Source organism: Candidatus Dadabacteria bacterium (assembly GCA_009840385.1).
Lineage (GTDB): Bacteria > Desulfobacterota_D > UBA1144 > Nemesobacterales > Nemesobacteraceae > Nemesobacter > Nemesobacter australis.
On the sequence record VXNX01000013.1, the window covers coordinates 588,662 to 613,840 of the forward strand.

A 25,179-nucleotide genomic window follows, 5' to 3' on the forward strand; every position below is an offset into this window, starting at 1 on the left:
TCATCCTCCTTGGCTCTGTCCGCCGTTTTTTTCCCTAAGTACCGTCAGGAATTCCCCCTTCGGCACCAGATAGAAGAACTTTCCCCAGTTTTTCATCACACCCGCGTGCCGGGAAGCGTCTTTTCCCTCCCCCCAGAAAAGGTCGACGCGCCGGGCCCCTTTTATAGCCCCCCCGCTGTCGTGGTTAACGACAAAGCGGGAAACCGGTTCCCATTGCGACGGCTCGACCGAAGAGGGAGTTTCGAAGACCGGTCTCTCAAACTCCATGAACGCCAGAGCTCCCTTAGGAAAAAAAGCCTTGTCGGTCGCTATGGTTCTGCCGTCAACGACTTCCGTTCCGAAAGAGGTCTCGGGTTTGCCCGGAAGTCCGCGGAAGAAAATGTAACTCGGGTTTTTGTAAAGGATATTCATCCTCTCCGCGTAGGAGAGGGATCTCAGGTGGCTTTCTATGGCCCAAAGGCTCATTTTTTCCTTCGGAATCCACTTGAAGAGAAATTTCCCTATTGCCACGTAATCGTGTCCGTTCTGGGCGGCGTAGCCCACGACCCGTTCCTCTCCGTCTGCGAACCTTACCTTGCCTGAGCCCTGAATCTGAAGAAAAAACGCGTCGACAGGGTCCACCCACGCGATCTCGAGCCTTTTCCCCCGGAGTCTTCCCCCGGAGTCTATCTCGCTTCGTGAGTAATAGGGAACCAGTTCGGACGTCCTGCCGGGGCCTCCGGGGGCAACCCTGCCGTAAAGGGACTGGAGCTTTCCCCGGGCGATTTTGTCGTCCTCAAGAAACGAAAATCTCTCGAACCGCTCGACGAACCTGTCTATCCTCAAACGCACCAAGTCGTCGGGAACCCCGTAGAGCGGCTGGGTGTGCTGCGGCGTCCTGGTCCGGGAAGCGGAGAGCACCGGAGAAAAGTAAGAGGTTATAAAAACCTTGCCCCAGGGTTTTCCCGGAAAGCCGTAGAAATCAAAATTCTTCCTCACGTCCTTTATGAAATCGTCCTTGCTAACGCCCGCTTCAAGCCTGGTGAGAAGATAATCGAGCGCCAGAGCGTAATCCCCCGCGGAGACGGTCTTCTGCCCGAAAACGAGTTGGGAGTTCTTTGTCCGGGAAAGTTTCTCAACGCTTGCGCCTATGGATTCCTTAAGTCCCTCGGGGAAAAGATCGTCGTCCATCTCGGGAACGACGGGAATCGGGCGCATGGACCCGGGTTCAGGAATCTCGGGGGGTCTTTCGCAGGAGAGATAGAGAAAAAGCGAAAAGACAGCTAAGAGAATGCCCGCGGCTTTTGAGTTCATTTCGACCTGTTAGTTACAAAATATGCGACGCGAAACGCCCGCGCATCAGAATAAATTTATACCCTGTTAGGTGCGGCTTACGCAAAAAACCCCGGGCAGCGGGGAGAAATTCCGCGTCCCGGGCCACCGCCGCGGTCAATATTTTTGCGAAAAGACAGGGTAGAATAGAGATTTCGGGGCGGTTGGATCGCGGCCGTCCGCAATTTTTCACAGTCTGCAGGCGGAAAAATGAAGCGGAAATTTCTCGGCATAGATATAGGGGGGACCAATCTCAGGGGAAAAATCATCTCCGAGGAGGGAAACGTGCTCGGGGAGGGAAAAACTCGCTCGGACGCCCATATGGGCATCTCGTCGCTCATGGAGCACTTGGGCGATTTCATAAAAGGATTCTCCAGAGAAGAGATATCAGCAATAGGGATAGGGGTGCCGGGAACGGTTGACCGAAGAGATGGCATGCTTGTTCATGCCCCGAATATAGCCAACACGAAGAATTTTCCGTTTACGGAGGCCCTTTTGGAGAGAATCGGGACTGAAACGCCCGTTTTTATCGAAAACGACGCATCCTGCGCAGCCCTGGGGGAATACCGGGCAGGTGCGGGCAGAGGCTCCGATTCAATGGTAATGATAACCTTGGGAACCGGATTCGGAGGCGGGATAATCCTCAACGGCAACCTCTGGTCGGGAGAGGACGGCTTTGCCGGGGAACTGGGACACATGACTATTGATCCGTCGGGGCCCGAGTGCGCATGCGGGGGAAGAGGATGTGTCGAAACCTACGTTTCGCAGGTAGCGATAAAGAGAATCGTCCGCGAGTGCCCGGAGCTTGCCCAAAAACTGGCCGGTACCGAAGAATCGGCCATCCCCGAGCGCCTGGCGGAGCTTGCCCGCGAAAAAGACCCGGAAGCCGTCTCCGTATGGAACGATTTCGGGGCGAACCTCGGGGTGGGAATATCGATTCTCGTAAACGTTCTGGACGTAAAAACGGTGGTTGTTGGCGGGGGGCTTTCAAACGCGTGGGAACTATTTATCGGGAAAACCCTCGAGGAAGCCGGAACAAGGTGCCTTAGCGGGACGGAGAGAAAGCTAGAGATAAAAAGGGCCGCTCTGGGAGACGACTCCGGAGTCCTAGGGGCGTGCTACGTGGCCAAAAGCGGACTCGGAGAGAACTCCTAGGGCGCTTCCAGGCTTCTAACCGCAAGATCGAGCAACTTCTGCGAAGAACCGCAAATTCTTATCCTAAGCCACGGCCCTTTCGTCTTATCCGCTCTGAACCTGTTGTCCGTTCTTAACCCGCCCACCCAGATTATTCCGTCTCGGGTTTCAAAAATCGGCACTTTTTTTCTTAGGAATCTCGGTATTTTTTCGTCAATGAAGAAATCCTTCAGCTTCTTGGCCCCCCTCATTCCGAGCGGAACGAACCTGTCTCCCTCGGAAAAGCTCCTGAGCGTTATGGGAAAACCGACTTTTTGGGGCGGAAAATATCCGACGTCGGCCTCGCCCCACAGAGAGACGTCGTCTGTAAGCTCAACTGTGACCTCAAGGTCCGGGGAGACCCGGTGGGTTCCGTGGCTTTTTATCTCGGTTGGAGGGAACCCGTGGAAATTCTCCTCGCGCGTAAAAAAGAAAACCCCGTGACCCGCGTGAAAAACGACTCCGCCTGGGAGGTTCACCTCCGCTGAGGAATCGCCCGAGCGCACTACCTCGTCAATCGAGAAGAGATGCTTGGCGGAAACCGAGTTGAGGTCTCCTTTTACGGCAAGAATCGACTTTCTCATCACGGAGAACCTGATTGCCGGGGGTTCGCGAAGGAGTTTTTCCGCATCTCCAAGCACGCCTCCTTCCACAACACGGGCGATTTTACCAAACCTCTTCTCGCCCTCGGCCGAAATAAAATCCGCCTCCGCAGCGCAGACGGCCGCTACCCGGGAGAGAACCTGCTCGACGGCCGGATTGTAGCTCTCAAGCAGGGGAACAAGTTCGTTTCTTATCCTGTTTCTTAGAAATTCGTCGGAACTGTTGGTCGAATCTTCCCTCCAAGACACGCCTTTTGACTGAAGGTACTCCCTGGCTTCAAGCTTGGTAACGTTTATCAGGGGACGTATTATGTTGCCGACTGACGGTCTTATCCCGGCAAGACCCTGGGAGCCGCTCCCCCTTATGAGCCTCATTATAACGGTCTCCGCCTGATCGTTAAGCGTGTGTGCCGTGGCGATTCTATGAGCCGAGCGTTTCGCGAGAATATCGTTGAAAAAACTGTAGCGAAGCTCCCTGGCAGCGTCTTCGAGGGAAAGCCCGCGCTTTTTCCTGAAGGCTTCGGTGTCAACCCGCACGCACTCAAACGAAAAGTCGAGCCGCCGCGCCGCTTCTCTCACGAACTCGGCGTCTTCGTCCGATTCAGCGCCCCTGAGACCGTGATTGACGTGGGAAACCACCACGTCCGTATCTGGATAGAACTCCCGCAGATCCCAAAGAGCGAACAGAAGCGCCATGGAGTCCGATCCCCCGGACACTCCGGCGACAACCACATCCCCGGGATCAAGCATCCCGAAAGAATCAACCGTTTTTCTTATCTTGCCCAGAAACATCGGAGTCGCTTTGAGAAATTCCGGCGGAAACTATAAGCCGAAACGCGTCTTCCACGGAAATATCCAGTTCCTGCAGTTCCTCCTCCGGAACCATTACGTAAATACCGCTTGTCGGATTCGGCGTGGTGGGAACGAACAGGCTGACGAGCTTTTGGTCCGTCATGTTGTGGTTCCTTCCGGCCTCCGTAACTCCCGTCACGAAAGCTATGGCGCGAACCCCCTTTCTGGGGTACTCGACCAGCACGACCCTTTTCATGCTCTGCATCTGGGAAGTGAAAAAAAGCGTCTGCACGACCTGCTTCACGCTCACGTAGAAGGCTCTCGCAAGCGGAATCTTCGAGATAAGCGACTCGCCGAACAGAACTATCCTTCTGCCAACGAAGTTCCGCGTCACGGCTCCCAAAAAAATGATTAGCAGCAGGGTGGCCACTATCCCTATGACAAAAGATATTCCCTGGAACACGTAAGGCGGGACATCTATGAAGTGGCGGAGTATTCCAGCGGGGCCGGTGCTGAAAAAGAAGAGCATCCACTTTATCAGCTTGTAGAGGACAAAAATTGTTACCCCGAAGGGAACGATAATCAGGATGCCGGCAATGAAGCTCTGCTTGAGAAAAGATGATTGGGGCGGTTTCGAGTCTGGTATTTTAATCCCCCCGTTTTTGGTCAATCTTTTTCCTGAGAAACCTGCTGGGCTTGAAAACGACCGTGAGGCGGGAAGGTATGTCTACTTCCTCTCCGGTGGAGGGGTTTCTCCCTATTCGTGATTTTCTTCTCGTGACCCTGAAGGTTCCGAAACCCGGGAGTTTCACCTCTTCCCCGGCCATAAGCCTCTCTCTCATCAAGTCGAAAAAAAAGTTAACTATTTCCGCGGATTCCCTTCTTGAAAACCCTATTTCCTTATACAAAACGCCTGCCAGATCCTTCTTTGTCATGAAAACCCCCCTTTCTTAAACCGAACGCAACTCAGCCCCTATTGTCTTTTCCAAACTCTTGAGAACATCCTGCTGAACCCTGTTAGCATCCTCATCGGTAAGGGTTCTTTCCCTGTTTCGAAGAATAAGGGAAAGCGCGACGCTCTTTTTTCCTTTCTCAAGGGAATTTCCCTTGTAGACATCAAACACCCACGCATTTTCTATTATACCAGAATCAGCCTTTTTTATAACCGAAAGAATCTCCCTCACCGGAACCGCGTCATCAACCACAAGCGCGATGTCGCGACGAAGGGAGGGAAACTTGGGAAGCGGGGAAAACTTTCTCTCGAAACTCGTGTAGACAACCGACAGGAGGGATAGGTCGAGTTCGAGCACGTACACGCTCTCGCTTATCTCGAGTTTTTCCAGAAGATGCGGGTGAAGCTCCCCTACCACTCCCAGAACATTCCCGTCAACCAGCACGGCGGAAGATTTTCCCGGCCACAAAAATCCATGGTCGGGAGAAATGGACTCGAAGTCTATCCTGGAATCCACGGAAAGAACCTCAAGGCTTCTTTCAAGCACGCTTTTGATGTCAAAGAAATCGAATTTTTCCCCATCCCATATCTCAGGGGCCCTTTTTCCGGTCGCAATTGCGGCGAACTTTTTCACTTCGTTTGGCAACTGGTCCATGTCCTTGGGGTAAAAAACCTTTCCGGACTCGAAGAGTCTCACGTCCTGGTTCTGCCTTGAGAGATTGAGTCTCACGTTTTTCACCAGAGAGGGAAGAAGGCTCATCCTCATTTCCGAAAGCTCCCGCGATATGGGGTTCATAATGTGGATCGACTCTTCAAAACCGAAAGTTCTTAGAAGTTCGGGAGACTCGAAACTGTAGTTTATAGCCTCGAGAAAACCGTAGGAAACGAAAATATCCCTGAGCCTTTTTTCCATGACGGTTATCACGTTGGGCTTTTTGGCTACCATCGGAACCTCCGGCAAGACGGAGGGAATGTTGTCATAACCCAGAAGACGCGCGACTTCCTCAACGATATCCACCTCGCGCTCTATATCCACCCTGAAAGTCGGAACCCGAAGCAAAAGCGCGTCGTCGGAGAGGCTGAGAACCTCAAACTCAAGGCCTTCAAGAAGCCCCGCTATCTCGTGGGAATCGGTGGATATGCCGACTAGGTCGCAGACCCTGTCAACCGAAAGGGAAATCTCCCTTGGGCTGACGGGGTCGGGATAGACATCGATGAGGCCTTGGGCGACCGTTCCTCCGGACAAACGGCTTATAAGCTCGGCTGCGCGGTCAAGCGCAAACAAAACATTGTTTATGTCGACCCCTTTTTCAAACCTGCTCGAGGATTCACTCTTAAGACCATTGCGCCTGGATGTCTTCCTTATGCCCACGGGAGAAAAGTAAGCGGCCTCAAGCAGAACGCTGCTTGTCGCGTCATCTATTTCGGAGTCGGCACCACCCATAATTCCGGCAAGCGCGACGGGGCGGTCCCCGCTGCAGATAACCAGATCTTCAACGAGCAGTTCCCTCCCGATGCCGTCAAGCGTTTCTATCGTTTCCCCTTCCCCGGCCTTTCTGACTGAAATGCTGCCCCGATCAAGCTTGTCGCAGTCAAAAGCGTGAAGCGGCTGTCCCTGTTCAAGCAGAACGAAGTTCGTAACGTCAACAACGTTGTTAACGGAGCGGATTCCGCAGTGCTCAAGCCTTTCCCGAAGCCATGAGGGAGAAGGTTCAATTCTGACTCCTTCAATCAGCCGGCAGCAGTACCTAGGACACGCCTCCGTATCCTCAAGCTCTACCGTCACCCTTTCCGAAATGCCCTTTTCTCCCTCTTTTATGGAGAAGCTGGGTTTCTGAAGGTTCTCCCCCAGTATTGCCGATACTTCCCTTGCAATTCCGAAAATGCTCATGCAGTCAGGGCGGTTGGGAGTAATTCCAACCTCGAAAATGACACCGTCGTAGCCGATCTGGTCGCTCATGCTGGTTCCAAGCTCGGCCTTGGAAGAGAGAATCATTATTCCGTCCTCGCCGCCCGAGAGACCCATTTCATCGGCGGAACACAGCATTCCCTCCGAATCTTCGCCACGGATCTTAGAGCGCTTTATCTTGACGCCTTCGGGGAACTTGGACGTAGCGGGAAGAACCGTTCCCGCCTTGGCGAAAGCGACCTTGTCCCCTTCCTTCATGTTGTCCGCCCCGCAGACAACCGCGTAGCGGTCCTGGCCGTCGGTAATCTCGCAGACACTCAGCCTGTCGGCGTTCGGGTGCTTCTCTATACTGTTTATCTGGGCGACGCAGACATCCCCAAGAGCCTTGCCCTTGTCTTCGAGGGCCTCAAGCTCCAAGCCTGCCATGGTAAGCATTTCTCCCAGTTCTTCTGCGGAAACGTCGATTTTCAGGTAGTCAGTAAGCCATCCAAGAGGAAAAATCATAAGTTCACCCGGCAAGTTAGGTTACACGCTATAAAAAACTGGTCAACAGTTAACCCGCTGAAAATAAAAGACTATTTAAGAAAACGCAGGCAACCCTCGAACAGCCCCGACGAGAATCCGAGTGACTGCAGGATCAGTTCCGCCGGCACACCGGTTTTTAATCGGCCATAGGGACAAAAAGCCGACTTTCCCGGGATGGGAAAAGCGTGCGTACGCGAGAAATCCCTACAGAGGTTCTGCTATTGTTAATAAATCATTAAAAATTCGTTTGAAATTCCTTAATTAACTGATATGAAACACTTTTTCTTGTCGATAAATTGTGAATGGAATTTTCCGAATGACACAGGGTATAACTTAACTGCCTTAAATCATTGAATAATTTTAAAAGCAGCCCGTCCCTTCCTTTTTATCCCGCAAAGCACTCTGTGAAATGTTTCACGTGAAACATTCTGTCCCTGATATTACTTTCCGATACAGAATCTGGAGAAAATTCTGCCCAGAAGATCTTCCGTGGTTATTTCTCCCGTGATTTCGCCAAGCGAGTCCATGGAGTTGCGAAGCTCTATCGAGAGGATCTCCAGATACTCGTTCCGCTCAAGAAGCCTGAGAAACATGCGCAGCTGGTCTCGGGCCTTTTCCATCGATTTCTTATGGCGGAGATTAGTCAGCACAAGTTCCGAGGCATCCGTGCCGCGGGGCGAGCCCGCCAGGGTCTCGAACATTGTTTGCCTAAGCCGCTCTATTCCCTCTTTTGTAAGCGCCGAGGTTTTCACCGGCTCTTTCCCCTCGAGAATCTTCTGCAGCTTCGACTCTTCGAGCCTTTCCTCAAGATCCATCTTGTTGATTACGACAAGATGTTTCTTTTTGGCGGCAGTTTCGAGGATTTTTCTATCCAGGGAATCGAGTTCGGTGCTCTGGTCCAAGACGACGAGCACAAGCTCGGATTCCTCGGCTTTTTTGAGAGAAAGTTCCACCCCGAGTCTTTCTATCCGGTCTTTCGTGTCTCTTATGCCGGCCGTATCCGTTATAACGAGGGGAATCCCTCCAACATTTATCTTTTCTTCAATAAAATCTCTCGTGGTTCCGGCTACCGGGCTCACTATAGCCCTTTGGGCCTCGAGCAGGCAGTTAAGTATGCTCGATTTCCCGACGTTGGGCTTGCCCAGTATCACCATCGTCACTCCGTCTCTGAACATTCTGCCAGTATCGTAGCTCTCGATGAGGGTCGAAAGTTCTTTTTCCACGGATTCAGACGTTTCCTTGAGGCGGTTTTTCGCAACAGGATCTATATCTTCTTCGGGAAAATCGAGGTTCGCCTCTATTTCCGCCAGAATGTCGAGGATTTGATCTTTAAGCGCGTTCACCTTGCCCGAAAGGACTCCTTCGAGCTGCGCCTCGGCGTACCGAAGGCTCTGCTCAGTCTGGGCGTTTATGATGTCAGAGACCGCCTCGGCCTGGGCCAAGTCCATTTTCCCGTTAAGAAACGCCCTCTGGGTAAATTCCCCCGGGGCGGCAAGGGTCGCCCCGAGGCCGATTAGGATTTCAAGTATCTTCCGGGGAACGATATGCCCCCCGTGAGAGTGTATTTCGGCTACGTTCTCGCCCGTATAGGTATCAGGAGAGTTCATAACGACGCAGAGGACCTCGTCCACGGTTTCATCGGTTTGGGGATTGACTATTTTTCCGAAACAAAGTTTTCTCTCGGAAAACCCCGAATTTCCGGCAGGAACGAAGATTTTCCTTGCGATCGCGTGAGATTGCGCGCCACTTATGCGGATTACGGCCACTCCTCCCTCTCCAGGGGGGGTGGAAATGGCGGCTATGGTGCTTTCGCGTTCGGGCACAAGTGACGACATGAAAGAGAATCTACCATATAAAGCCGCATTCGGTCAGAGGAAAAAGCTAAAAAACCCCGAATGTTTCACGTGAAACATTCGGGGTAAATGAGGAGGATTTTCAAAAAAACCGTTAAAGCTATTTCTCGAGACTCTTAAGCGTGTCCATGGCGATGCTGGTGTGCGCATAACAGGAACCGGCGGTCATGACCATGGCAACGTTTATGGCCTCAGCCATCTGCTCCGCAGTTACGCCGTCGGTATGCGCGTCCTTCACGGTTCCCCTTATACAATAAGGACATTTGGTCGCATGAGCGCAGGCAAGACCTATTATGCCCCTTTTCATTGTTTTGCTGAGGGCTCCGTCGGCAAAAATTTTCTTGTGAAGCTCCATGAAATGGGGAGAAATATCGCCGCTGCATTCTCTGAAACTGGCAATTTCCTTTGCTATGTCCTTTTTGAAGAAATGCCCCTCGGTAAGCGGGATGCCGCTTTCGAGGGTGTCCCAGGCTTCAAAAGCCAAGCTTGAAAACGCGAAAGGGCCACCCATGTTGAGCCTAAGTCCCACGTATATCGATTCGACTATTTCCTGGTCGCTCGCTCCCTCTTTTTTGCTGGCGCGGACCCTTGACCTTATGCAGTAGGGACAAGCCGTAATATGCGCTACGGCTACCGCAATGAGCTGTTTTTCCTTTGCGCTAAGGGCTCCGTCGGCAAATACAGAATCATGATAAGCCATCCAAGAATCGTAAAGATCCGGGTTCAGTTTTCTAAGATGAGCTATATCCCCGCCGATCTGGGCCTTCATTATAGTATCAGACATACCGATTATACCTCTCCTTGATTATTATTTCCCCGTCTTTCAAAGAACTGCGCTTGACCAAAGCACAGAAACCTCAAATCCTCGGGCATAGAGTAACTGCTTCGGACAGGAAAATCAACAGGTTGGGTACCAATGGAAACAGGTTTTGCCTGGATAGCGAGGATGCGAGTTAGGTTTCATCGATTAAGCGCATCCACTCATCAGCTAAGTGTATCCACTCGTCTCTAAAAAGGAGGTATTTCCCCTGCCGGATTACATCTTTTATAGGAGAAAGGGATTTCCTGGCTTTAGTCAGAAGCACGGCTCCTTCGAACTGAGAAACCATGAATCTGGCCAATTCCTTCGGATCAATATCCTCTTTAAAAAACCCCTGTTCCATTCCTCTTCTCAAACCTTCCTCAATCAGAGCTTCGCATTCCTGGAAATACTTATCCAGAAGAGAACGGAATTTCTCGTTGATGGAACTCTGTTCCAAGGCAATGTTTCCGAAAAAAGAACCTGGGTATATGGGCCGCTTGAGAAGACTGCTGTGAGAAGTAAACGACATCTTGTATACTTCCATAAACTGTTCATGAGCATTGAGATCAGTCTGCATGGCTTCCGAGAACTGACGGACATGCTCATCGGCAAGTTTTGTGAGAACACTTAATCCCAGCTCTTCTTTGCCTTCGAAGTAGTAGTAGAAATTGCTCTTGGAAACGCCCGCTTTCTTTATGAGCATATCTATGGAAGTTCCGTCATACCCGTAGAGATGGAAAAGCTCGGTGGCGGCCTCCATAATTCTATCTTTATTGCTCATAACGCTTAGTTGCCCCTAGTACTAAGAGTACTAAACCTTTAAAAAAATCCGTTGTCAAGAGCGGTTCAAGCGAATCTAGGAGTCATTACAAAGTAATACGGAACGATCGGTCCTTATCGAGCCCAGCCAGTTCTTCGGGTGAAAGACCCTTTGACTGGAGCAGAACCTTGAATTTCCTCCCCATGAATTCAGGCATAAAAAGCGTCTTGGCCGCAAGACGGTCTCCCTGGTCCTGGGGCTTGTCGTATGTCTTGAAAATTTCGAGAATTCCCCAGTCAACAAGGAACTGCCCCTGCGTTGTATACTCGACAGTGGCAAGACCCGAGACATCCCCGACCCTCATAAGTTCGGAAAAATTAACGTCAGCTGTTATATCCTGCTCTCCAACTCTCATGTAGGGGTCGAAACTCAGTTCATGGCGATAAAAGCACCTGAAGGTACCTTTTCGTCTTCCGGGGGAGTAAAGATCGGGAGCGAGAGATCCATAATCAATGCATAGAACAAACCCTTTTTGAAGCGCTTTTCCCACCTCGGCAAGCCATTTTCCCGCCAGCGGACAAGCTTCCGCCTCTTCGCCCTGAGCGTATCCGTCCAGATACCGTTTCGAAAACTCATGGACATCTTCGGTTTCAGGATCCCGGAGAACCTCCTCGATTTCCCCGTCGCGAAGGGAAAGAAAAACCTCGCGCATCTTCCCCCCATCCGATTTCAGCCTGTGGAAAGGCAAAGAATCAAGAAACTCGTTCGCGATTACCACTCCGCAGAAGCCGTCTCTTTCGATTTTTCGCAGGTCGTCCGTCCACCGCACTTTTTCGCGGTGTCCCTCCAAAGTTTTTTTCGCCGCCTGTCTCGCCACAGGGCTTATTTCGCTTATAACGTAATCGGTTCTCGAGTAGAGGTCCGGGTGGGTTTCACGAAGAGCTTCGAGTATGTCGAATGCAAGCTGACCGTTTGAGGCCCCGAACTCCACGACCGTGAACTTTCCGCCTCCAAGAAGAAGCGAAGCCTTGGCAAGCAACCGCGAGAGGGTCTCCCCGAAAGAGCGGTGAACCGACGGGGCGGTGTAAAAATCGCCCTTCTTTCCGATTCTCGCGTTCCCCGACGAATAGTAGCCCTGCTCAGGGTGAAAAAGGGAAAGTTCGACAAACTTCCGGAAAGAAATCGAGCCGGATTCCCGTATTTCCTCCTTTATGATTTCCAAAAGCGTACGCATTTTTTCTCCGCCGCAGAAAACAACAGCCCAGAGATTAAATTACACAGCTTTTTGAGGTTTTAAAAACGGGGAGAAATCCTCCTGAACCGCCTGAAAAATAAAGGGAAAGAAGAACTTTCGCACGGATAAAAACGGTGTTTGCTCCGGGCGGGCATTTCACAGAACGCTAAAAGAACCCTCGTTGAGCCTAAAAAATTTATCAAGTGATTTCAGGGAATTACCTCTTTCGAACTGGGTCTAATCAAAACATTCCACAATCTATCAACAGAAAAAAATTGTTTGATATCAAGTAATTACGAAAACACGAGGCCCTCTTTCGGCTTCCTCCGCGACACGGAACGCAAAAGTTGCCGAAGGAGTCAGTTTACGTCCATTATCAACTGGGAAATCCAAGGCGGATTATGCCCGAAAAACACCTGGAAACCGGCACAAACCCTATGGTTTCCGTCGGTCTACTTGTTTGAGGATCTTTTGCCGATGCTGGCAAAGGCGTTATGGCTGTGAATGCTCTCGTAGTTAAGAACCCTGAGTTCGTAAGAGTCGAAACTGGGGTTGCCGTGAAGCTCCGAGGCTATGTTTCTCACGACATCCTCCACGAAGCAAGGCTTGTTGTAGGCACTCATCGTGACATGGCGCTCGTCTTCTCTTTTTAAAAGCGGGTAAAGCGGGGAAGATGCCCCTCTTTCGGCGATCCCTATGATTTCCTCAAGGCATATGTCTATCGGGTCGCTTTCCTTCTTGTTTTCGTGCGTGATGGTTATGAAAACCTTGGAACGCTGGTTGTGAGCCCCGTAATCGCTTATCTCCTTGCTGCAGGGACAGAGGGTCTTTACCGGAACCACCACGCTCTGGGTGAGGCGTATGCCCTCCGGGTGCATTTCGCCGTGGTACGTGCATTTATAGGGCTGGGGGGATATCTTGCCGCTCACAGGGGCGTGCCGGTTGAAAAAGTAATCAAATTCTATTTTGACGTCGGAATCCTCCGAACCCTGTCTGTCGCAGAGAGCAATCAGAAAAGAAGCCATATTCTCCAAGGAAAAGGCTCCGTTGAAATCAAGAGCCGTTTCAAGCAATCGGCTCATGTGAATCCCCTTCTGGTCGGGATTCAGGTTGACGCTCAGGCTCAGGGAAGCCTGGACGCTTTGGTCTCTCTCCGAATCGATTTCGCAGCCTTTTAGCTTGAGCGGAATCTTGAGGTCGCAGACGCCGACTCTGTCTATGGAGATATTCCTGTAGTCTTTTCTCGCCTGTATGTCTTCAATGGGCTTTTCTTCCAATTTCATTTTCAAAGTACTTTTCCTCTTTCTTCGATAGAGTAACCGCCGCTGATCAAAGGCGGATTCTTCTCAGGACGGGGAAGGATACCACAACAAGAGACCTTTGCAACAACCAGAACAATGGCAAGGGGCTTCAGCGAAGTTTGGGATTATCCGCGTGCCGTTTCCCGTCCCTATGCGTTTTCTTCTCAAAGTTCTTTCTCAAAACCTCCGTAAGATCAACTCCCGTCTGATTCGCTATGCATGTCAAGACGAAGAAGACATCGGCAAGCTCGTCCCCAAGCTCCCGGCGATCCTCATCCCCCTTGAAGCTCTGCTCCCCGTAGGTCCTGGACATGATCCTCGCAACTTCGCCCACCTCCTCGACAAGCTGCGCGAGATTGGTAAGCTCAGAGAAGTACCGCACCCCCACTTTGCTTATCCATTCGTCAACTTCCCTCTGATACTCACTGACCGTTATCTCGCTGGACATAAAACCACCCTCGGCTTCTTAGCGACCGCAACAAGCTCGAAAAAATCTTCTTCTCTTAATTCTACCACCCAAACCTCAAAAGAAGCGATTCCCTCATAATCCGGTAACTCTTGGGAACCGAAGGCATCGCTTCGCCGTCCACCCCGCTTACGTAAACAATACCCGCAACTGCATTCGTAAGAAAAGCGTAATCGCTTGAGAGAATATCCTCAAGGGAAAAACTCCCGCAGACGGCCTCGTGGCCCAGCTGCTCGGCCGAGCGCAAAACAATCTCCCTTGTCACTCCCGGCAGAACGGGGCACTCAGAAGACGGGGTAAAAAGCTTCTCTCCCTTGACCCAGAAAACATTATGGCACGAGGTCTCGGCCACCCCGCCGTCCGTATCGAGGAAAAGGGCCTCGTCAAACCCTTTCTCAAGAGCCTCTCTTCTCGCCAAAATGTTTCCCAGGTAGTTAAGGGTCTTGTGCGAAAAAAGACGGTTCCGTCGAGACCTCCTCTCCCCGCAGACCCAAAGAGAGACGGCCTCGGGGCTCTTTGCGCGGGGCTTTACGGACACAAGAAGCGAAGCCTCCCGGGGTCGCGAGTGAAAAACCACGTCCCCTTCTCCAAAAAGACATGCCTTTACGTGAAGATCGTCTCCCGCGGCTTTTCCCACGGCATCTTCGATCCGAAGCCTCACCCGGGCTTCTCCGGGAAACGGTATGCCGAGAAACTCGGCTCCTCTTTTCATTCTCTCAAGGTGCATGGAGAGGAAAACAGGAGGCGCGCCCTTCCACGTGAAGCTCTCAAAGACCCCCTCTCCGTAAAAAAGAGCGCGGAGCGCGGGCGGGTCTTCAAGCCTTTTTCCGTTAAGAAAGAAAAGTTCCTCCATGGCCGATGATTATATCACCTGTCGGGACGCGACCGACGCAAGCGCCTTTGCCTTGAGTTCCGTCTCCCCGTATTCCTCTTCCGCTCTCGAATCCCACACGATTCCGCCTCCGAACCAGAAGTCCGCACCTTCGGGACGGTTAACCCCAGTGCGGATCGCGACGCTCATGGTGAAATTCCCGTCCGGGGGGAAAAGACAGATCGCCCCGCAGTAAGGACCCCTGAGATGGGGCTCGAGGCTGTCTATTATGCTAAGAGCCTCTCTTTTCGGGGCGCCGGTAACGGACCCCGGGGGAAAGGTGCTGGCAATTATCTGGGAGAATCCGACTCCGGGGCGGAGGCGTCCCTCGATTTCCGACTCCATCTGGAAAAGGGTGCTGTAGGGCCTGACGGCGAAAAGCTGCCTCACCCCTATGGAACCGTAACCGCATATTCTCCCGAGGTCGTTTCTCATGAGATCAACTATCATGAGGTTCTCGGCCCGCTCCTTGGGGCTTTTTCCGAGCGTCTCGGCAAGTTCCCTGTCGCGGCGGGGGTCCGGGTCCCTGCGGATCGTCCCCTTTATGGGCCTTGTGGTAATCCTGTCTCCCCTTTTCCTGAGAAAAAGCTCCATAGAACCGCTTACGAGATCAAAACCCGGAAAACTGATAAGGGCGGCGAAAGGAACGGGCTGAGCGCGGTAAAAATCCGCAAACCACGAAAGCGATTCGCCCAGGGGCTCGAAGCGGAACTTGCGCGAAAGGTTCACCTGGTAAACGTCTCCGGCGGCTATGTGCTCCTTTATCGCGGAAATCTTCCGGGCGTACTCCTCCTTCCTGATGTTCGGGCGCGGAGCGCCCCCGGGGCAGTTCTCCGCGGAGGAAGCGGGGACAGAGAGCGCCTCCTCGCAGGAACCGACGTAAAAGCCGCTCTGCTCGTAGAAGTGGAAAAACACGAGGGGGAGCTTTTCTTCTCCCTTTCTCTCCGAGGTCCTAACCCCGGGAGTCGTGTACCGAAAGTATTCGTAGCTTATGTAGCCGAGCGCGGTGTATCCCTCGGCGGCCAGGCGCTCGACGAAGCGGAGGGGGTCTTCGGAAGAGGTTTCCTCCGTGGAATCGGAGAACATTCTGGTCTTTCCGCCTGAGAAGCAGAGAGTTAAAACGGGATCGCCGAAAACTCCGGCCATGGGAGAGGAACCCGAGTCGAACCATCCTCCGCCCGAGTCTATCAAAAGGGACCTTGGCTTGTAAGACTTCATCGGCTCCTCCTTCTGAGACTCAACACCCGGTCAGGCAGGCGCGCGGGAACCTGTTTACGACGGGGGCGAAGCATCCGCACCGTCGACCGAGCGGCGAAGGATCTCGGCTATGTCCTGAATGCCGATATCCTCCTCCTTGCCCTTGAACCTGGCGGCGTCGTCAAACATCGTGTTGCAGAAGTAGCACGCGGTCGCCAAGGTGTCCGGGTTAATCTCCGCCGCCTCATCGAAGCGGTTCCAGTTAACCCTAGGAGCCTCTTCCTCCATCCATATCTTTCCGCCCCCGGCGCCGCAGCAGAAGCTCTTGGTCCTGTTCCTTTTCATCTCCACGAGATCAATCCCCGGGATGCTTTTCAGTATTTCCCTCGGGGAGTCGTAAACATTGTTGTAGCGGCCGATGTAGCAGGAATCGTGGTAGGTTATCTTCTCGTCGATCGGGGCGTCGGGATTAAGTTTTCCGTCCTGGATGAGCTGCAGGAGAAAATCGGTGTGGTGAACGACTTCGTAGTGCCCGCCGAACTGGGGATACTCGTTCTTTATGGTGTTGAAGCAGTGCGGGCAGTTCGCGAGAATCTTCTTTACCTTAAGCTCGTTCATAGTCTCGATGTTCTGGACGGCGAGCATCTGATAGAGGGCCTCCTCCCCGAGCCTTCTCGCGGGATCTCCCGTGCAGGTCTCCCCGGGACCCATAACGGCGAAATTTACCCCCGCGATCTTAAGCAGGGTCACTATAGCCTTCGATACTTCCTGCCCCCTGGGGTCGTAGCCCCCGAAACATCCCGTCCAGTAGATCACGTCGAATTCGCTTGCGTTCTCGGCGGAAACGCCCAGGATGGGAACTTCCATCTCAGAGAGCCACGAGCCGCGGTCCGCCTCCGGGAACCCCCAGGGGTTTCCGTTGTTCTGAAGCTTCTGAAGAGTTCTGGTCGCGGTTCCGCTCAGTCGGCCCTCAAGCGTAAGGAATCTTCTCATGTCCATTATCTTGCCCATCTGATCGATAAAAAGCGGGCACTGCTCCACACAGGCATTACAAGTGGTGCACGCCCAGAGCTCATCTGGAGTCACCCACTCGGTGTCGGGAAGGTCGGGCTGCTCTTCCAGGGGCTTTCCGGCGAGTATGTCCTTCCCCTCGCTTGAGACGTAATGGCGAAGCTTGACAACGATGTCCCTGGGAGAGAGAACCTTCTCGGTGTTCCACGCCGGGCAGTTGTCCGTGCACCTTCCGCACTCGGTGCAGGTATAGGCGTCAAGTATGTCTTTCCAGCTGAAATCGGCTACCTTCGAGGAGCCAAAGTGGTCAAGGTCCTCGGGGATCTCCTCGAAATCAAGCTTCGAGAGCTGCCCGCGGGGCTTTAGGCTCTGGAAAAAAACGTTAAAAACCGCCGTCAGCACGTGGCTGTGCTTCGAATAGGGAAGGTAATTGAGGAACGAAAGCACTATCAGGACGTGGAACCACCAGAAAAACTCCTTCCAGAAAAAGGTGCTCCCGGCGCTCATGCCGTCGTAGAGCCCGGAGAAGGCGCCGGACACCGGCAGCATGGCGGGGCTTGCCTCGGCAAGCGCGATCCTTGCTCCCGTGGTGAGAAAGGCGGTGATCATGAGGCCGAATATAAGACCCAGTATCACGACCGCGTCGGGTCCGTTAACCTCCCTTCTTCTGCCTATGGTGAGCCTGTTTATTATGCCCATGGCTATGGCGACCAGAACCAGGGCCTGCACTACGTCGAGGATCAGCTCGTAGATTCCCCCCAGAGTTCCCGGGAAAACGTGAAATCCGGGAATAACGCCGCTTATCAGCATCTCAACCGTCCCCACCGTTATTATGACGAAACCCCAGAAGATCATGGCGTGCTCTATGCCGGCGAAACGGTACTTGAAAAGCCTTCTTTGCCCGAACACGTAGATGATGACCTTCTTTATCCTCTCGGGAATGTTGTCAAACCTGTTGTCTTCCTTTTTGCCGAGAGTAACGAGCCTTATGAGCAGGCGGATGTTGTAGGCGAAAAAACCGAAAGCTGCCACAAGCACCAGAAGCATTATCGCGGATTTGGGGTTCATACAGTTTCTCCGAAGCAAGACTATGGAAAAAAGCAGGATGAATTATATTGAATCCGCGGGGTTTAATCAAGCCGGGAGGAGAGCGCCGGTCTCATCTGCCACTCAAGCGTCGAGGCACGCTCGCCGGGAATAAAAACCGCCTCTTTCACGGTGCCGAAGAGGCAGCGCTCGACTCTGTTCGGCAAAAAAAGTTTCCCTGTTCCGCTGCCCGCGGCGCGTTCGCTCAGACAAGGTCAGCTTTTCCGGCTCCTGTCCTTCCGCCGCGCCCGCAGATCCCAGGTCAGAAGCTTTTCGCCCGGGCGGCTTTTCCCCGAGGTCGCCAGAAACAGAACCGCAGTGATTAAAAACAGGCCGAAAGCCGAAACTTCAAGCCCGTTCCCGCTCCCGGAAGCAATCGCGCATCCTCCAGCTCCGCCCCCGCCCCTATGGGGCCTCGGATAAATGCCGGAACCGAGGATATAGTCGGTATCTCCTTCTATGCCGAAGTCTGTCAGCATGAAGTACCCGCGCTTAACCGAGGTGCCGAGGGCCCTGCCGGGGATAGGTCCTCCCTCGTCGCAGAAGAGCATCTGTTCATCTTCGTCCCCGCCTTCATCCTCCAAGGGGGACGCAACAGGAACAAATCCCGTCTCCCTGCAGAGCACCTCGTCGCCGTCGACAGACGGATCGTCCCAAAGGTAAGTGAGAAAGCCCTCGCCCGGGGTATCGTCCTGTTTGCGCAGTTCTTCCAGCACGGCCCGGGCAATGTTGAGACCGTTGTCGTCTATGACATGGAATGCCGTATCCTGAGATGCCGGGTTGTGTCCGTTAAAAATCGCAAACCGCTTATCCGTATAAGTGAATATAAAGAAATATATGGAACCCGATTTCCAAGGCCCGTTTTCATCCCTCCAGCAGGGCATAAGCTGAATCATTCTCACCAGAGGAAACCTTCCCTGCGCGTTATTGGCGGGAACCTCGGCAAGCTCACCAGTAACGTGCTCGTTTACCGTTTTCACGTAATTCTCAAGACTCTCCTCGTCGCGGACCATATCGGCCCTTGTGCGTTTGAACTGTTCTCCGTTGGGGCCTGTTCCGGGTTCGTTAAAGTACTCGGGGCCGAGATCGGGGCACCGGACCTTGGAAAAATCCACTTTATCCCGTTCATGATTAAAACCCGCGACTGTATAAACGATATTTTGGGCTCCTGTCTGGCTTGTAATGATAGTTTGAACGGCGCAGACACGGTTGCCGTATTTCTTCTCCTCCTCGTTTTGAGCTTGAACGCAGACCGCCTCTTCACCTGCCCCTTCTGCCCTGGTCATAAGTCGCTCGAAAATTGCGAAGTTCCTCAAAGACCCGCTTCCGGCGGAAGGATGTTTCCCATGAAAAAACACGATATCGCCTGACTGAGCGGAAGCGTCGGTCTGTTGCCCGCCGCCTGCTTTATTAACGGTAATTACGTACATGTCGCCATGCCTCCACACTCCGTTACTGTTTCTCATGGCGTTGCGGAAATCCGCGTGCTCATCGTAGCTTCTGCGTTGCTCCTGATGCTCTTTTACGTGCAGTACGAAATCCTTCACCGCCCTCTCGGCTTCCCGATCATCGTTTCCCATATTCGCGTCACTCGCCTCTTCGGCAGTTGTTGTATACATCCCTTCGTCATGCGCAGAAGCGGGAGGGGCGGCGGAAAAAACGATTACACAGAAGAAAAACAGGGTGAGCGCCGGAAATTTTTTCATGATTTAAAATCCCTCCCTTTTCGCCGATTAAGAGAGAAGTTCGAGCTTAACTGCAGGTTTTGATTCTTTATCGAACTGATAATACCTAGTTGGCGCTAAAAACGAAATTGGGATAAAGTAATTTTCATAATTCGGATTCCTGCCCGATTAGATTCATGAATGCCGGGATTTTACAAAGTCCGCCGGTTTTGCGACGATTTCCGGGAAGTGAGCGGATTCAGGTATCTAGAAACGCCATCATCAGACGGGGTCTGGAAGCTCAAGCGGCAAAAAGGAGTAACAAAAAATGATTCATAAGTTTTATGAGGCAATTAACCAAGCTGCGTCCCGGAATATTATTTTCGCGCTGCTTGTCCTGGCGACGGGCCACCCCATGGCCTGGGATGCAGCCGCAACAGAAGGGAATCTTGTCGGCAATCGGCCGTATTTCGAAGCGATATCCGGAAGCCTGCACCCCGTGAAAGTTATCACCCTACGGGACATTGAACTCTCAGGCGTAAAAAGGATAACTGACCTGTTGGGTCGGCGGGCTTTTAACAATTTCGGTCTTCAAAGGCCGTTCGTTCTTGGAGGAAGCCGTACTCTGATCCTGATTAACGGGCGACGGGTCTCAGACTCCGGAGTTGACCTAGACGCCATCCCGATCGCGGCTGTCCAGCGCATTGAAATCTTCAGTGACAGCACAAGCGCCCTGCATGGCGGGGAAGCGATCGGCGGCACCATAAATATAGTTTTGAAAAAAGACTATAAAGGTCTTGATATCCAGCTAAACGCCGGGCGTCCCCGCGGTGAGGGCGCCGATTCCGAGCACCTAAGCGTTCTCTGGGGCACAAGCGTCGGAGAGGGAAATCTTACTGTCGGGGCGGATATATTCCGGCGGGACGAGGTACGCGACGCCGACCGAGATTACAGCCGCGCCAGATATGAAGCCGGAGGTTCCTTCGCCGACACCGAAGGAGTGTCGTCTCTCGGCAACACGGTTTTCGTGAGAAAAAGTGACGGAGGATCCGTCTCGGGACCGCTGGGCGACTGCGACGAGAGCGTGTATACGGGAGAACTCACGGACCCCCCGGGCGGATTTTTCGGCACCGTCTGCGGGTTTGCCTATGCGGATATCGCGTGGCACTTGTGGCGCAGGCAAAATGACAGCGCGTTTGTGAATTTCAGTTATCCGCTCGCCGACGCGGCCGAAATATACGTTGAAGGACGCGTGACCAAGGAAGAACGAAGGCTGCTGTATGCGCCAGACCCTAACCTTTTTCGCCTCGCGCCGGACGAGACGCTGAGAAACAGCCTGATTGAAAGTGGAAACTTCGAAGGTCTTGACGAAAGCAATTTCCCCGAACGTATCACGGTCGGCCACCGTTTCCTGGGACACGGAAACCGCCAGTGGGACTCGGACCTTGAAGAATATGACGTTGCGCTGGGGCTGCGGGGGAATATTAAAGACAACATAAGATACGACGGCTATGTTCACTACAATCGCTGGGACTATGGCGAAGATGGCCGCACGTTCATTAATGAACCCATAATAAACGCCGCCATCGAAAGCGGAGATTACAACCTCCAGAATCCTCTTTCCGACGACGAAAGGCATAGGGCCGCAATCAGGGAAAGCAGCGTGCGGAGCGAAGAGAAAGGCAAAACCGAGTATGTTGACGCCGGGGTGGAACTTGACGGCCCGCTGTTTGAGCTTATGGGCAACAGGATTCGCTGGAGCGCCGGTCTGCAGGTCGCCAAAGAAGATATAAGCTTTTCCGAGGAAAATTTCAATCTTAGCGGCGAACCGGTTGACGCGGATGATGTCTTGGGGGGAGCTTCGCTGTCGCTGACGGCCGATCGTCGACGCCTGTCGGCTTTCGGCGATATTCTGGTGCCCCTGGGGGACGCGCTGGACGTGTCGTTTGCCCTTCGCCACGACGACTTTGACGACGTCGGGGGAGCGTTTTCGCACAGGATAGCGACGCTTTACCGCGTAATCCCCAATATCGCGCTACGGGCATCATGGAGCGGGGGCGCGCGGGCGCCCGGCCTTGCATTGCTACATGCAGAGGAATTTGTTTATTACCCGTATGTATGCGACGCTGACACGCCGACTTCCGACTGTCCCAGGGAACAGGTACGGGTGGTCACGAGCAGCAACCCGGAACTTAAACCGGACGAGGCTGAAAGCTTCGGCACCGGCGTCTCCGCGGGCTGGGGTCCGCTTTCGGCCGACTTTGACTGGTTCCGCCTCCGTCTTCAGGGAACGCCCACCACGCTGAGCACGCAGTTCGTCGTCAGCCTGGAAAGAAGCGGAAGGCTTAGCGAATATCCGGGACTGAGCGTTACACGTTCCGACGGTCGATTGGCAGAAATCCGCAATCCGCTGACCAACAGCGGAGAGACTGATATGGACGGGTTCACAGCCCGGCTCGGCGGCGACCTGAAAACCGACCTGGCGAATTTCATGCTCAATGCCAACTGGATCAGGATAACGAATTACGAAAGACGCGTAGGAGTAGAGACGCAGCCAGGAGATATTCCGCGCAACCGTATTCACGTTCTGCTCCGCGCAGACCGCAACGACCTGTCCGTGCAGTGGAACACGCACGCGGTTACGTCTTTTTGGAACAGCACCAGAACCAAACGCTTCAGAAAATGGGTGGGACACGATATCGCTCTTAACTGGAGAAACGCTTTCGGCTTTAACTGGTTTGAACTCACGGGAGGCGTTTTGAATGTCGGCAACGAGGGACAGTCCCGCCCTGGTTCTGATGAGGATCACATATTGTATACGGATTCGATTCTGGGGCGCACGCTGTTTCTGACTGCAAAGTTTGGGATCTAGTGCATACGGTCATTCCTGACGAATAGAAAGACCTGACCCTATACAGAAACCTTTTTCTTTCGGAAAAAACCGCGTTCCGGTATCCTTAAGGGGAACGTGAATATCCTCCTCTACTACGACTACATCTGCCCCTTCTGCTTTCTGGCCACCGAAAGGGTGCTCGGCCTGACAGAGGAGTTCGGCCTCGAAGCGAAGTGGCTCGGCGTGGAGATTCACCCCGAATACCCGGCCGAGGGAAAAAGGCGGAGAAAAACGGAGAGAACCGTCCGCGTCTCGAAGACGCTTGAGAACGTAGCCGCCGAGGCCGGGGTGGAAATAAAGCTCCCGGGATTCGTAACCAACTCGAGGCTCTGCCTTGAGGGAGCGGAATTCGCAAAGCAAAAAAACAGGTTCATGGAGTTTCACAAGGCCTGCTACGCAGCCTACTTTCGGGAGGGCAAAAACATAGGCCTTCTGGAAACCGTTCTCGAGGCGGGCGAGAGAGCAGGGCTCTGTTCCGAGGAACTCTCAGAGTCTCTTCGGGAAAGAAGCTTTTCGGAAAAAATAGAGGAGAACATGGAAAGCGCCAGGGAAAACATGGTCTTCGGCGTTCCCACCCTCTACCTCGGCGAATTGAGGATACACGGAATCCAGCCGCTTGAATCATACAGACAACTGATAGCGAAAGAACTCGGCAGGGGAGAGTCGCTGCACTGAGGCCATCTAGTCATTTCCGCTTCGGGGCAAGCTCCCTGGCGCGACGCAGGTGTCTTTCGGCCTCATCGTGGCGACCCATTTTCTCAAGCGCCTTTGCTGTAAGAAAATGAAGTCCTGGGGCTATAGGCAAATCAGGTTTGAGCAAAAGAGCCCTCTTCATGCTGGAGACGACCTCATCGTAGCGCTTGAGCTCGAAAAACACGTAGCCCATTCCGACATAAGGAAGCGGGTAGTCCGGATCTATCCTGACCGCAGCCAGATACGCCTCAAGCGCCTCTTCGTAACGTCCCCGAACCCTGAAACTTTCTCCGAGGTTCAAAAAGGCCGGCGCATAGCGGGAATTCAGTTCAATGGCCCTGCGCAAGTGCTCCTCCGCCTCTTCATACCGCCCCAGTTTCGACAACGCCAGCCCCAGAACATTATGGGAATTGTAATAAAGAGGACGCTTCTTTACGGCAATGCGGGCGGCGGCGAGAGCTTCTTCCGATCCGCCCTTGCTGTGGATCAACGCGTATGCAAGGTTAAGGTGAGCCGTGCGAGCGTCCGGATTAAGAGAAATAATGTGCCTGAACAAGGTGACCTCGTCCTTGTAAACACCCGCCTGATTCCATGTCGCCGCCCCAAGCAGAACGAGCAGCGCCAAGGCGGTTCCCCTTGCGACCTTTCCCGGCAGATCCGGCAGTTTCCCTGTTCCCCGGGCCGCGGCGGCGGCAAAAAACACGATTAGGCCGATGCCCGCAAGATACTGGTAGCGGTCGGCGACAAACGAATAGCGCATGTAGCCGTAGTCAATGAAACCAAGAGTGGGGGACAGCATGGCCGCGAAAAACAGGGCGCAGGAGAGGGGTCCCCGCCCGATCCTGCGGCGAAGAAACCACAACGCCGCGGCTACGGCAACTGTAGCGACGACATATACCCAACCCACGGGATCAGCAATGTTTACATCCCAGTGCGGATAGATAACCGCCAGATCTGTCGGCCAAAGAAGCTTGCCCGCGTAGAACCAGAGAGCCTGCGCCGCTATAAGCACCCTCTCAACCATCGAGTAACCAAAAGAAATATGTTGTACGCCTTGGTAAAACAACAGGTCCCCAGCCGCTATAGCAAGTCCCACGAGGAAAAACGGTGCCGTCCGCAGCAAATCTCCCCGGGTGATGCGACCATCTCCCCACCACTGAAGGATCAGCAGAGCGGCCGGAAAGACGACCACGACCGACTTTGAGAGCATGGCGGCCGCAAACAGCAGAAGTGCTCCCGCGTAGCGTCCCCGGCTTGGTGACTCGGCGAAGCGAAGCCACAGCAAAAGCGAGGAAAGGCAGAACAGGGTTGCGAGCATGTCCTTCCTTGCCATTATCCAAGCGACGGATTCCGCGTGCAATGGATGCACGGCGAACACCGCGGCCGCAAACCAGGCGCCAGGAACCGCAAGGCGCGAAAGCACGCGCCAGAGCAGCACGGTGTTTGCGAAGTGAATCAGAATATTAACTATGTGATAGCCCGCGGGAGAAAAGCCCCAGAGCTTGTGCTCAAGCCAGAAGGTCGTATAGAGAAGAGGCCAGTAGTGTCCTTCCTTCCGCGTGCCCCCCTCAAGATAAGCACCTACGGGATCAAACCAGATCTCCCAGATTCCTCCCCATGTCGAAACGGCCACAAGATTCCTCATTATGACGTCGTCCCAGACAAATCCCGCCTGGGTGGCCGGAAAGTAAATGACGGCTACAAGCACACCGAGGACTAGGGTGGCGAAAGCATCCCGCCGGGAAATCCTCATCCGAGACGACAGTTGCACATGTGAAGTCTCAAGATATTTTGGCCTGCTTCCCGTTGCGTCTGTCGGTGGAGTAGTCCTAGATCTGCTAGAACCTCTTTTTTTCTTTCCGGTCATCATTTCCGTAACTGGACTTAATTGCAAAATACAGCAATCAGGTCGTTCCGAAGGGTACATGATCCCTTGTTCTGAAGCCAAGACATTTTCGCGGTCGATTATTCAGTTCGTCCTTGATGAACCAGCTGGTGACTTACGAACCGGCCTTCGTCGTCCGCTAGTTTCCAAACCTTCCCAAACCACGTATCTTTTCTCGCAAACAAACTGGTAGTGTTTA

At 53.2% G+C, this 25,179-nt stretch carries 19 protein-coding genes; 3 read left to right on the plus strand and 16 right to left on the minus strand.

The window, feature by feature from the left end:
- Positions 1-1,293: a transglycosylase gene (locus tag F4X55_07240; protein MYC40782.1), complete on the minus strand. Its 1,293-nt coding sequence runs from the start codon at positions 1,291-1,293 to the stop codon at positions 1-3.
- Between the two features lie 228 nt (positions 1,294-1,521).
- On the opposite strand from F4X55_07240, the gene F4X55_07245 reads away from it, so the two are divergent.
- Positions 1,522-2,466, plus strand: coding sequence for an ROK family protein (locus tag F4X55_07245; protein MYC40783.1), 945 nt, complete (start codon positions 1,522-1,524; stop codon positions 2,464-2,466).
- On the opposite strand, the gene tilS is transcribed toward F4X55_07245, so the two are convergent.
- The 14 genes from tilS to F4X55_07315 all read right to left on the minus strand — a co-directional run bounded on the left by tilS (position 2,463) and on the right by F4X55_07315 (position 19,551).
- Complete coding sequence (gene tilS / locus F4X55_07250; GenBank protein ID MYC40784.1) at positions 2,463-3,878, minus strand: tRNA lysidine(34) synthetase TilS; 1,416 nt, start codon at positions 3,876-3,878, stop codon at positions 2,463-2,465. The genes F4X55_07245 and tilS overlap by 4 nt on opposite strands.
- Positions 3,847-4,548: a DUF502 domain-containing protein gene (locus F4X55_07255; protein MYC40785.1), complete on the minus strand. Its 702-nt coding sequence runs from the start codon at positions 4,546-4,548 to the stop codon at positions 3,847-3,849. The genes tilS and F4X55_07255 overlap by 32 nt, the downstream gene beginning before the upstream one ends.
- Positions 4,526-4,813 (minus strand): integration host factor subunit alpha, encoded by a 288-nt coding sequence (locus F4X55_07260; protein MYC40786.1) that lies wholly within the window; start codon positions 4,811-4,813, stop codon positions 4,526-4,528. The genes F4X55_07255 and F4X55_07260 overlap by 23 nt, the downstream gene beginning before the upstream one ends.
- A gap of 15 nt (positions 4,814-4,828) precedes the next feature.
- Positions 4,829-7,243, minus strand: coding sequence for a phenylalanine--tRNA ligase subunit beta (locus F4X55_07265; protein MYC40787.1), 2,415 nt, complete (start codon positions 7,241-7,243; stop codon positions 4,829-4,831).
- Between the two features lie 461 nt (positions 7,244-7,704).
- Positions 7,705-9,099 carry a tRNA uridine-5-carboxymethylaminomethyl(34) synthesis GTPase MnmE gene (gene mnmE, locus F4X55_07270; protein ID MYC40788.1) on the minus strand — a complete coding sequence of 465 codons (1,395 nt, stop codon included), beginning with the start codon at positions 9,097-9,099 and terminating at the stop codon, positions 7,705-7,707.
- A 118-nt stretch (positions 9,100-9,217) separates the two neighbouring features.
- A complete protein-coding gene (locus F4X55_07275; protein MYC40789.1) occupies positions 9,218-9,901 on the minus strand; it encodes a hypothetical protein in 684 nt (227 codons plus the stop codon).
- 169 nt (positions 9,902-10,070) lie between these two features.
- Entirely contained in the window at positions 10,071-10,700 is a 630-nt protein-coding gene (locus F4X55_07280; protein ID MYC40790.1) for a TetR/AcrR family transcriptional regulator, read from the minus strand.
- A gap of 85 nt (positions 10,701-10,785) precedes the next feature.
- On the minus strand, positions 10,786-11,913 hold the full coding sequence (locus F4X55_07285; protein MYC40791.1) for a hypothetical protein: 1,128 nt from the start codon (positions 11,911-11,913) through the stop codon (positions 10,786-10,788).
- Between the two features lie 452 nt (positions 11,914-12,365).
- Complete coding sequence (locus tag F4X55_07290) at positions 12,366-13,196, minus strand: GTP cyclohydrolase I FolE2 (protein ID MYC40792.1); 831 nt, start codon at positions 13,194-13,196, stop codon at positions 12,366-12,368.
- Between the two features lie 127 nt (positions 13,197-13,323).
- Positions 13,324-13,662, minus strand: coding sequence for a nucleotide pyrophosphohydrolase (locus F4X55_07295; GenBank protein ID MYC40793.1), 339 nt, complete (start codon positions 13,660-13,662; stop codon positions 13,324-13,326).
- A gap of 61 nt (positions 13,663-13,723) precedes the next feature.
- Positions 13,724-14,533, minus strand: coding sequence for an aminodeoxychorismate lyase (locus tag F4X55_07300; GenBank protein ID MYC40794.1), 810 nt, complete (start codon positions 14,531-14,533; stop codon positions 13,724-13,726).
- A gap of 9 nt (positions 14,534-14,542) precedes the next feature.
- Positions 14,543-15,769, minus strand: coding sequence for an anthranilate synthase component I family protein (locus F4X55_07305; GenBank protein MYC40795.1), 1,227 nt, complete (start codon positions 15,767-15,769; stop codon positions 14,543-14,545).
- Between the two features lie 54 nt (positions 15,770-15,823).
- Entirely contained in the window at positions 15,824-17,827 is a 2,004-nt protein-coding gene (locus tag F4X55_07310; protein ID MYC40796.1) for a 4Fe-4S dicluster domain-containing protein, read from the minus strand.
- A gap of 233 nt (positions 17,828-18,060) precedes the next feature.
- The gene (locus F4X55_07315) at positions 18,061-19,551 is read right to left on the minus strand and encodes a hypothetical protein (GenBank protein ID MYC40797.1); all 1,491 of its coding nucleotides are present in this window, start codon (positions 19,549-19,551) and stop codon (positions 18,061-18,063) included.
- Between the two features lie 286 nt (positions 19,552-19,837).
- Between F4X55_07315 and F4X55_07320 the strand changes: the two genes are divergently transcribed.
- Together F4X55_07320 and F4X55_07325 are read left to right on the plus strand one after the other, a co-directional pair.
- Complete coding sequence (locus tag F4X55_07320) at positions 19,838-22,381, plus strand: TonB-dependent receptor (GenBank protein ID MYC40798.1); 2,544 nt, start codon at positions 19,838-19,840, stop codon at positions 22,379-22,381.
- 81 nt (positions 22,382-22,462) lie between these two features.
- Positions 22,463-23,077 (plus strand): thioredoxin domain-containing protein, encoded by a 615-nt coding sequence (locus F4X55_07325; GenBank protein MYC40799.1) that lies wholly within the window; start codon positions 22,463-22,465, stop codon positions 23,075-23,077.
- 10 nt (positions 23,078-23,087) lie between these two features.
- Here the strand turns inward: F4X55_07325 and F4X55_07330 are convergent, their stop codons facing one another.
- The gene (locus F4X55_07330) at positions 23,088-25,043 is read right to left on the minus strand and encodes a tetratricopeptide repeat protein (GenBank protein ID MYC40800.1); all 1,956 of its coding nucleotides are present in this window, start codon (positions 25,041-25,043) and stop codon (positions 23,088-23,090) included.
- Positions 25,044-25,179: the final 136 nt, after the last annotated feature.

Bases quoted from the DNA above. Each gene is read 5' to 3' on its own strand.
- F4X55_07240 (MYC40782.1), bottom strand. From the start codon at position 1,293: ATGAACTCAAAAGCCGCGGGCATTCTCTTAGCTGTCTTTTCGCTTTTT.
- F4X55_07245 (MYC40783.1), top strand. From the start codon at position 1,522: ATGAAGCGGAAATTTCTCGGCATAGATATAGGGGGGACCAATCTCAGG.
- tilS (MYC40784.1), bottom strand. From the start codon at position 3,878: ATGTTTCTGGGCAAGATAAGAAAAACGGTTGATTCTTTCGGGATGCTT.
- F4X55_07260 (MYC40786.1), bottom strand. From the start codon at position 4,813: ATGACAAAGAAGGATCTGGCAGGCGTTTTGTATAAGGAAATAGGGTTT.
- F4X55_07265 (MYC40787.1), bottom strand. From the start codon at position 7,243: ATGATTTTTCCTCTTGGATGGCTTACTGACTACCTGAAAATCGACGTT.
- mnmE (MYC40788.1), bottom strand. From the start codon at position 9,099: ATGTCGTCACTTGTGCCCGAACGCGAAAGCACCATAGCCGCCATTTCC.
- F4X55_07275 (MYC40789.1), bottom strand. From the start codon at position 9,901: ATGTCTGATACTATAATGAAGGCCCAGATCGGCGGGGATATAGCTCAT.
- F4X55_07280 (MYC40790.1), bottom strand. From the start codon at position 10,700: ATGAGCAATAAAGATAGAATTATGGAGGCCGCCACCGAGCTTTTCCAT.
- F4X55_07285 (MYC40791.1), bottom strand. From the start codon at position 11,913: ATGCGTACGCTTTTGGAAATCATAAAGGAGGAAATACGGGAATCCGGC.
- F4X55_07290 (MYC40792.1), bottom strand. From the start codon at position 13,196: ATGAAATTGGAAGAAAAGCCCATTGAAGACATACAGGCGAGAAAAGAC.
- F4X55_07295 (MYC40793.1), bottom strand. From the start codon at position 13,662: ATGTCCAGCGAGATAACGGTCAGTGAGTATCAGAGGGAAGTTGACGAA.
- F4X55_07300 (MYC40794.1), bottom strand. From the start codon at position 14,533: ATGGAGGAACTTTTCTTTCTTAACGGAAAAAGGCTTGAAGACCCGCCC.
- F4X55_07305 (MYC40795.1), bottom strand. From the start codon at position 15,769: ATGAAGTCTTACAAGCCAAGGTCCCTTTTGATAGACTCGGGCGGAGGA.
- F4X55_07310 (MYC40796.1), bottom strand. From the start codon at position 17,827: ATGAACCCCAAATCCGCGATAATGCTTCTGGTGCTTGTGGCAGCTTTC.
- F4X55_07315 (MYC40797.1), bottom strand. From the start codon at position 19,551: ATGAAAAAATTTCCGGCGCTCACCCTGTTTTTCTTCTGTGTAATCGTT.
- F4X55_07320 (MYC40798.1), top strand. From the start codon at position 19,838: ATGATTCATAAGTTTTATGAGGCAATTAACCAAGCTGCGTCCCGGAAT.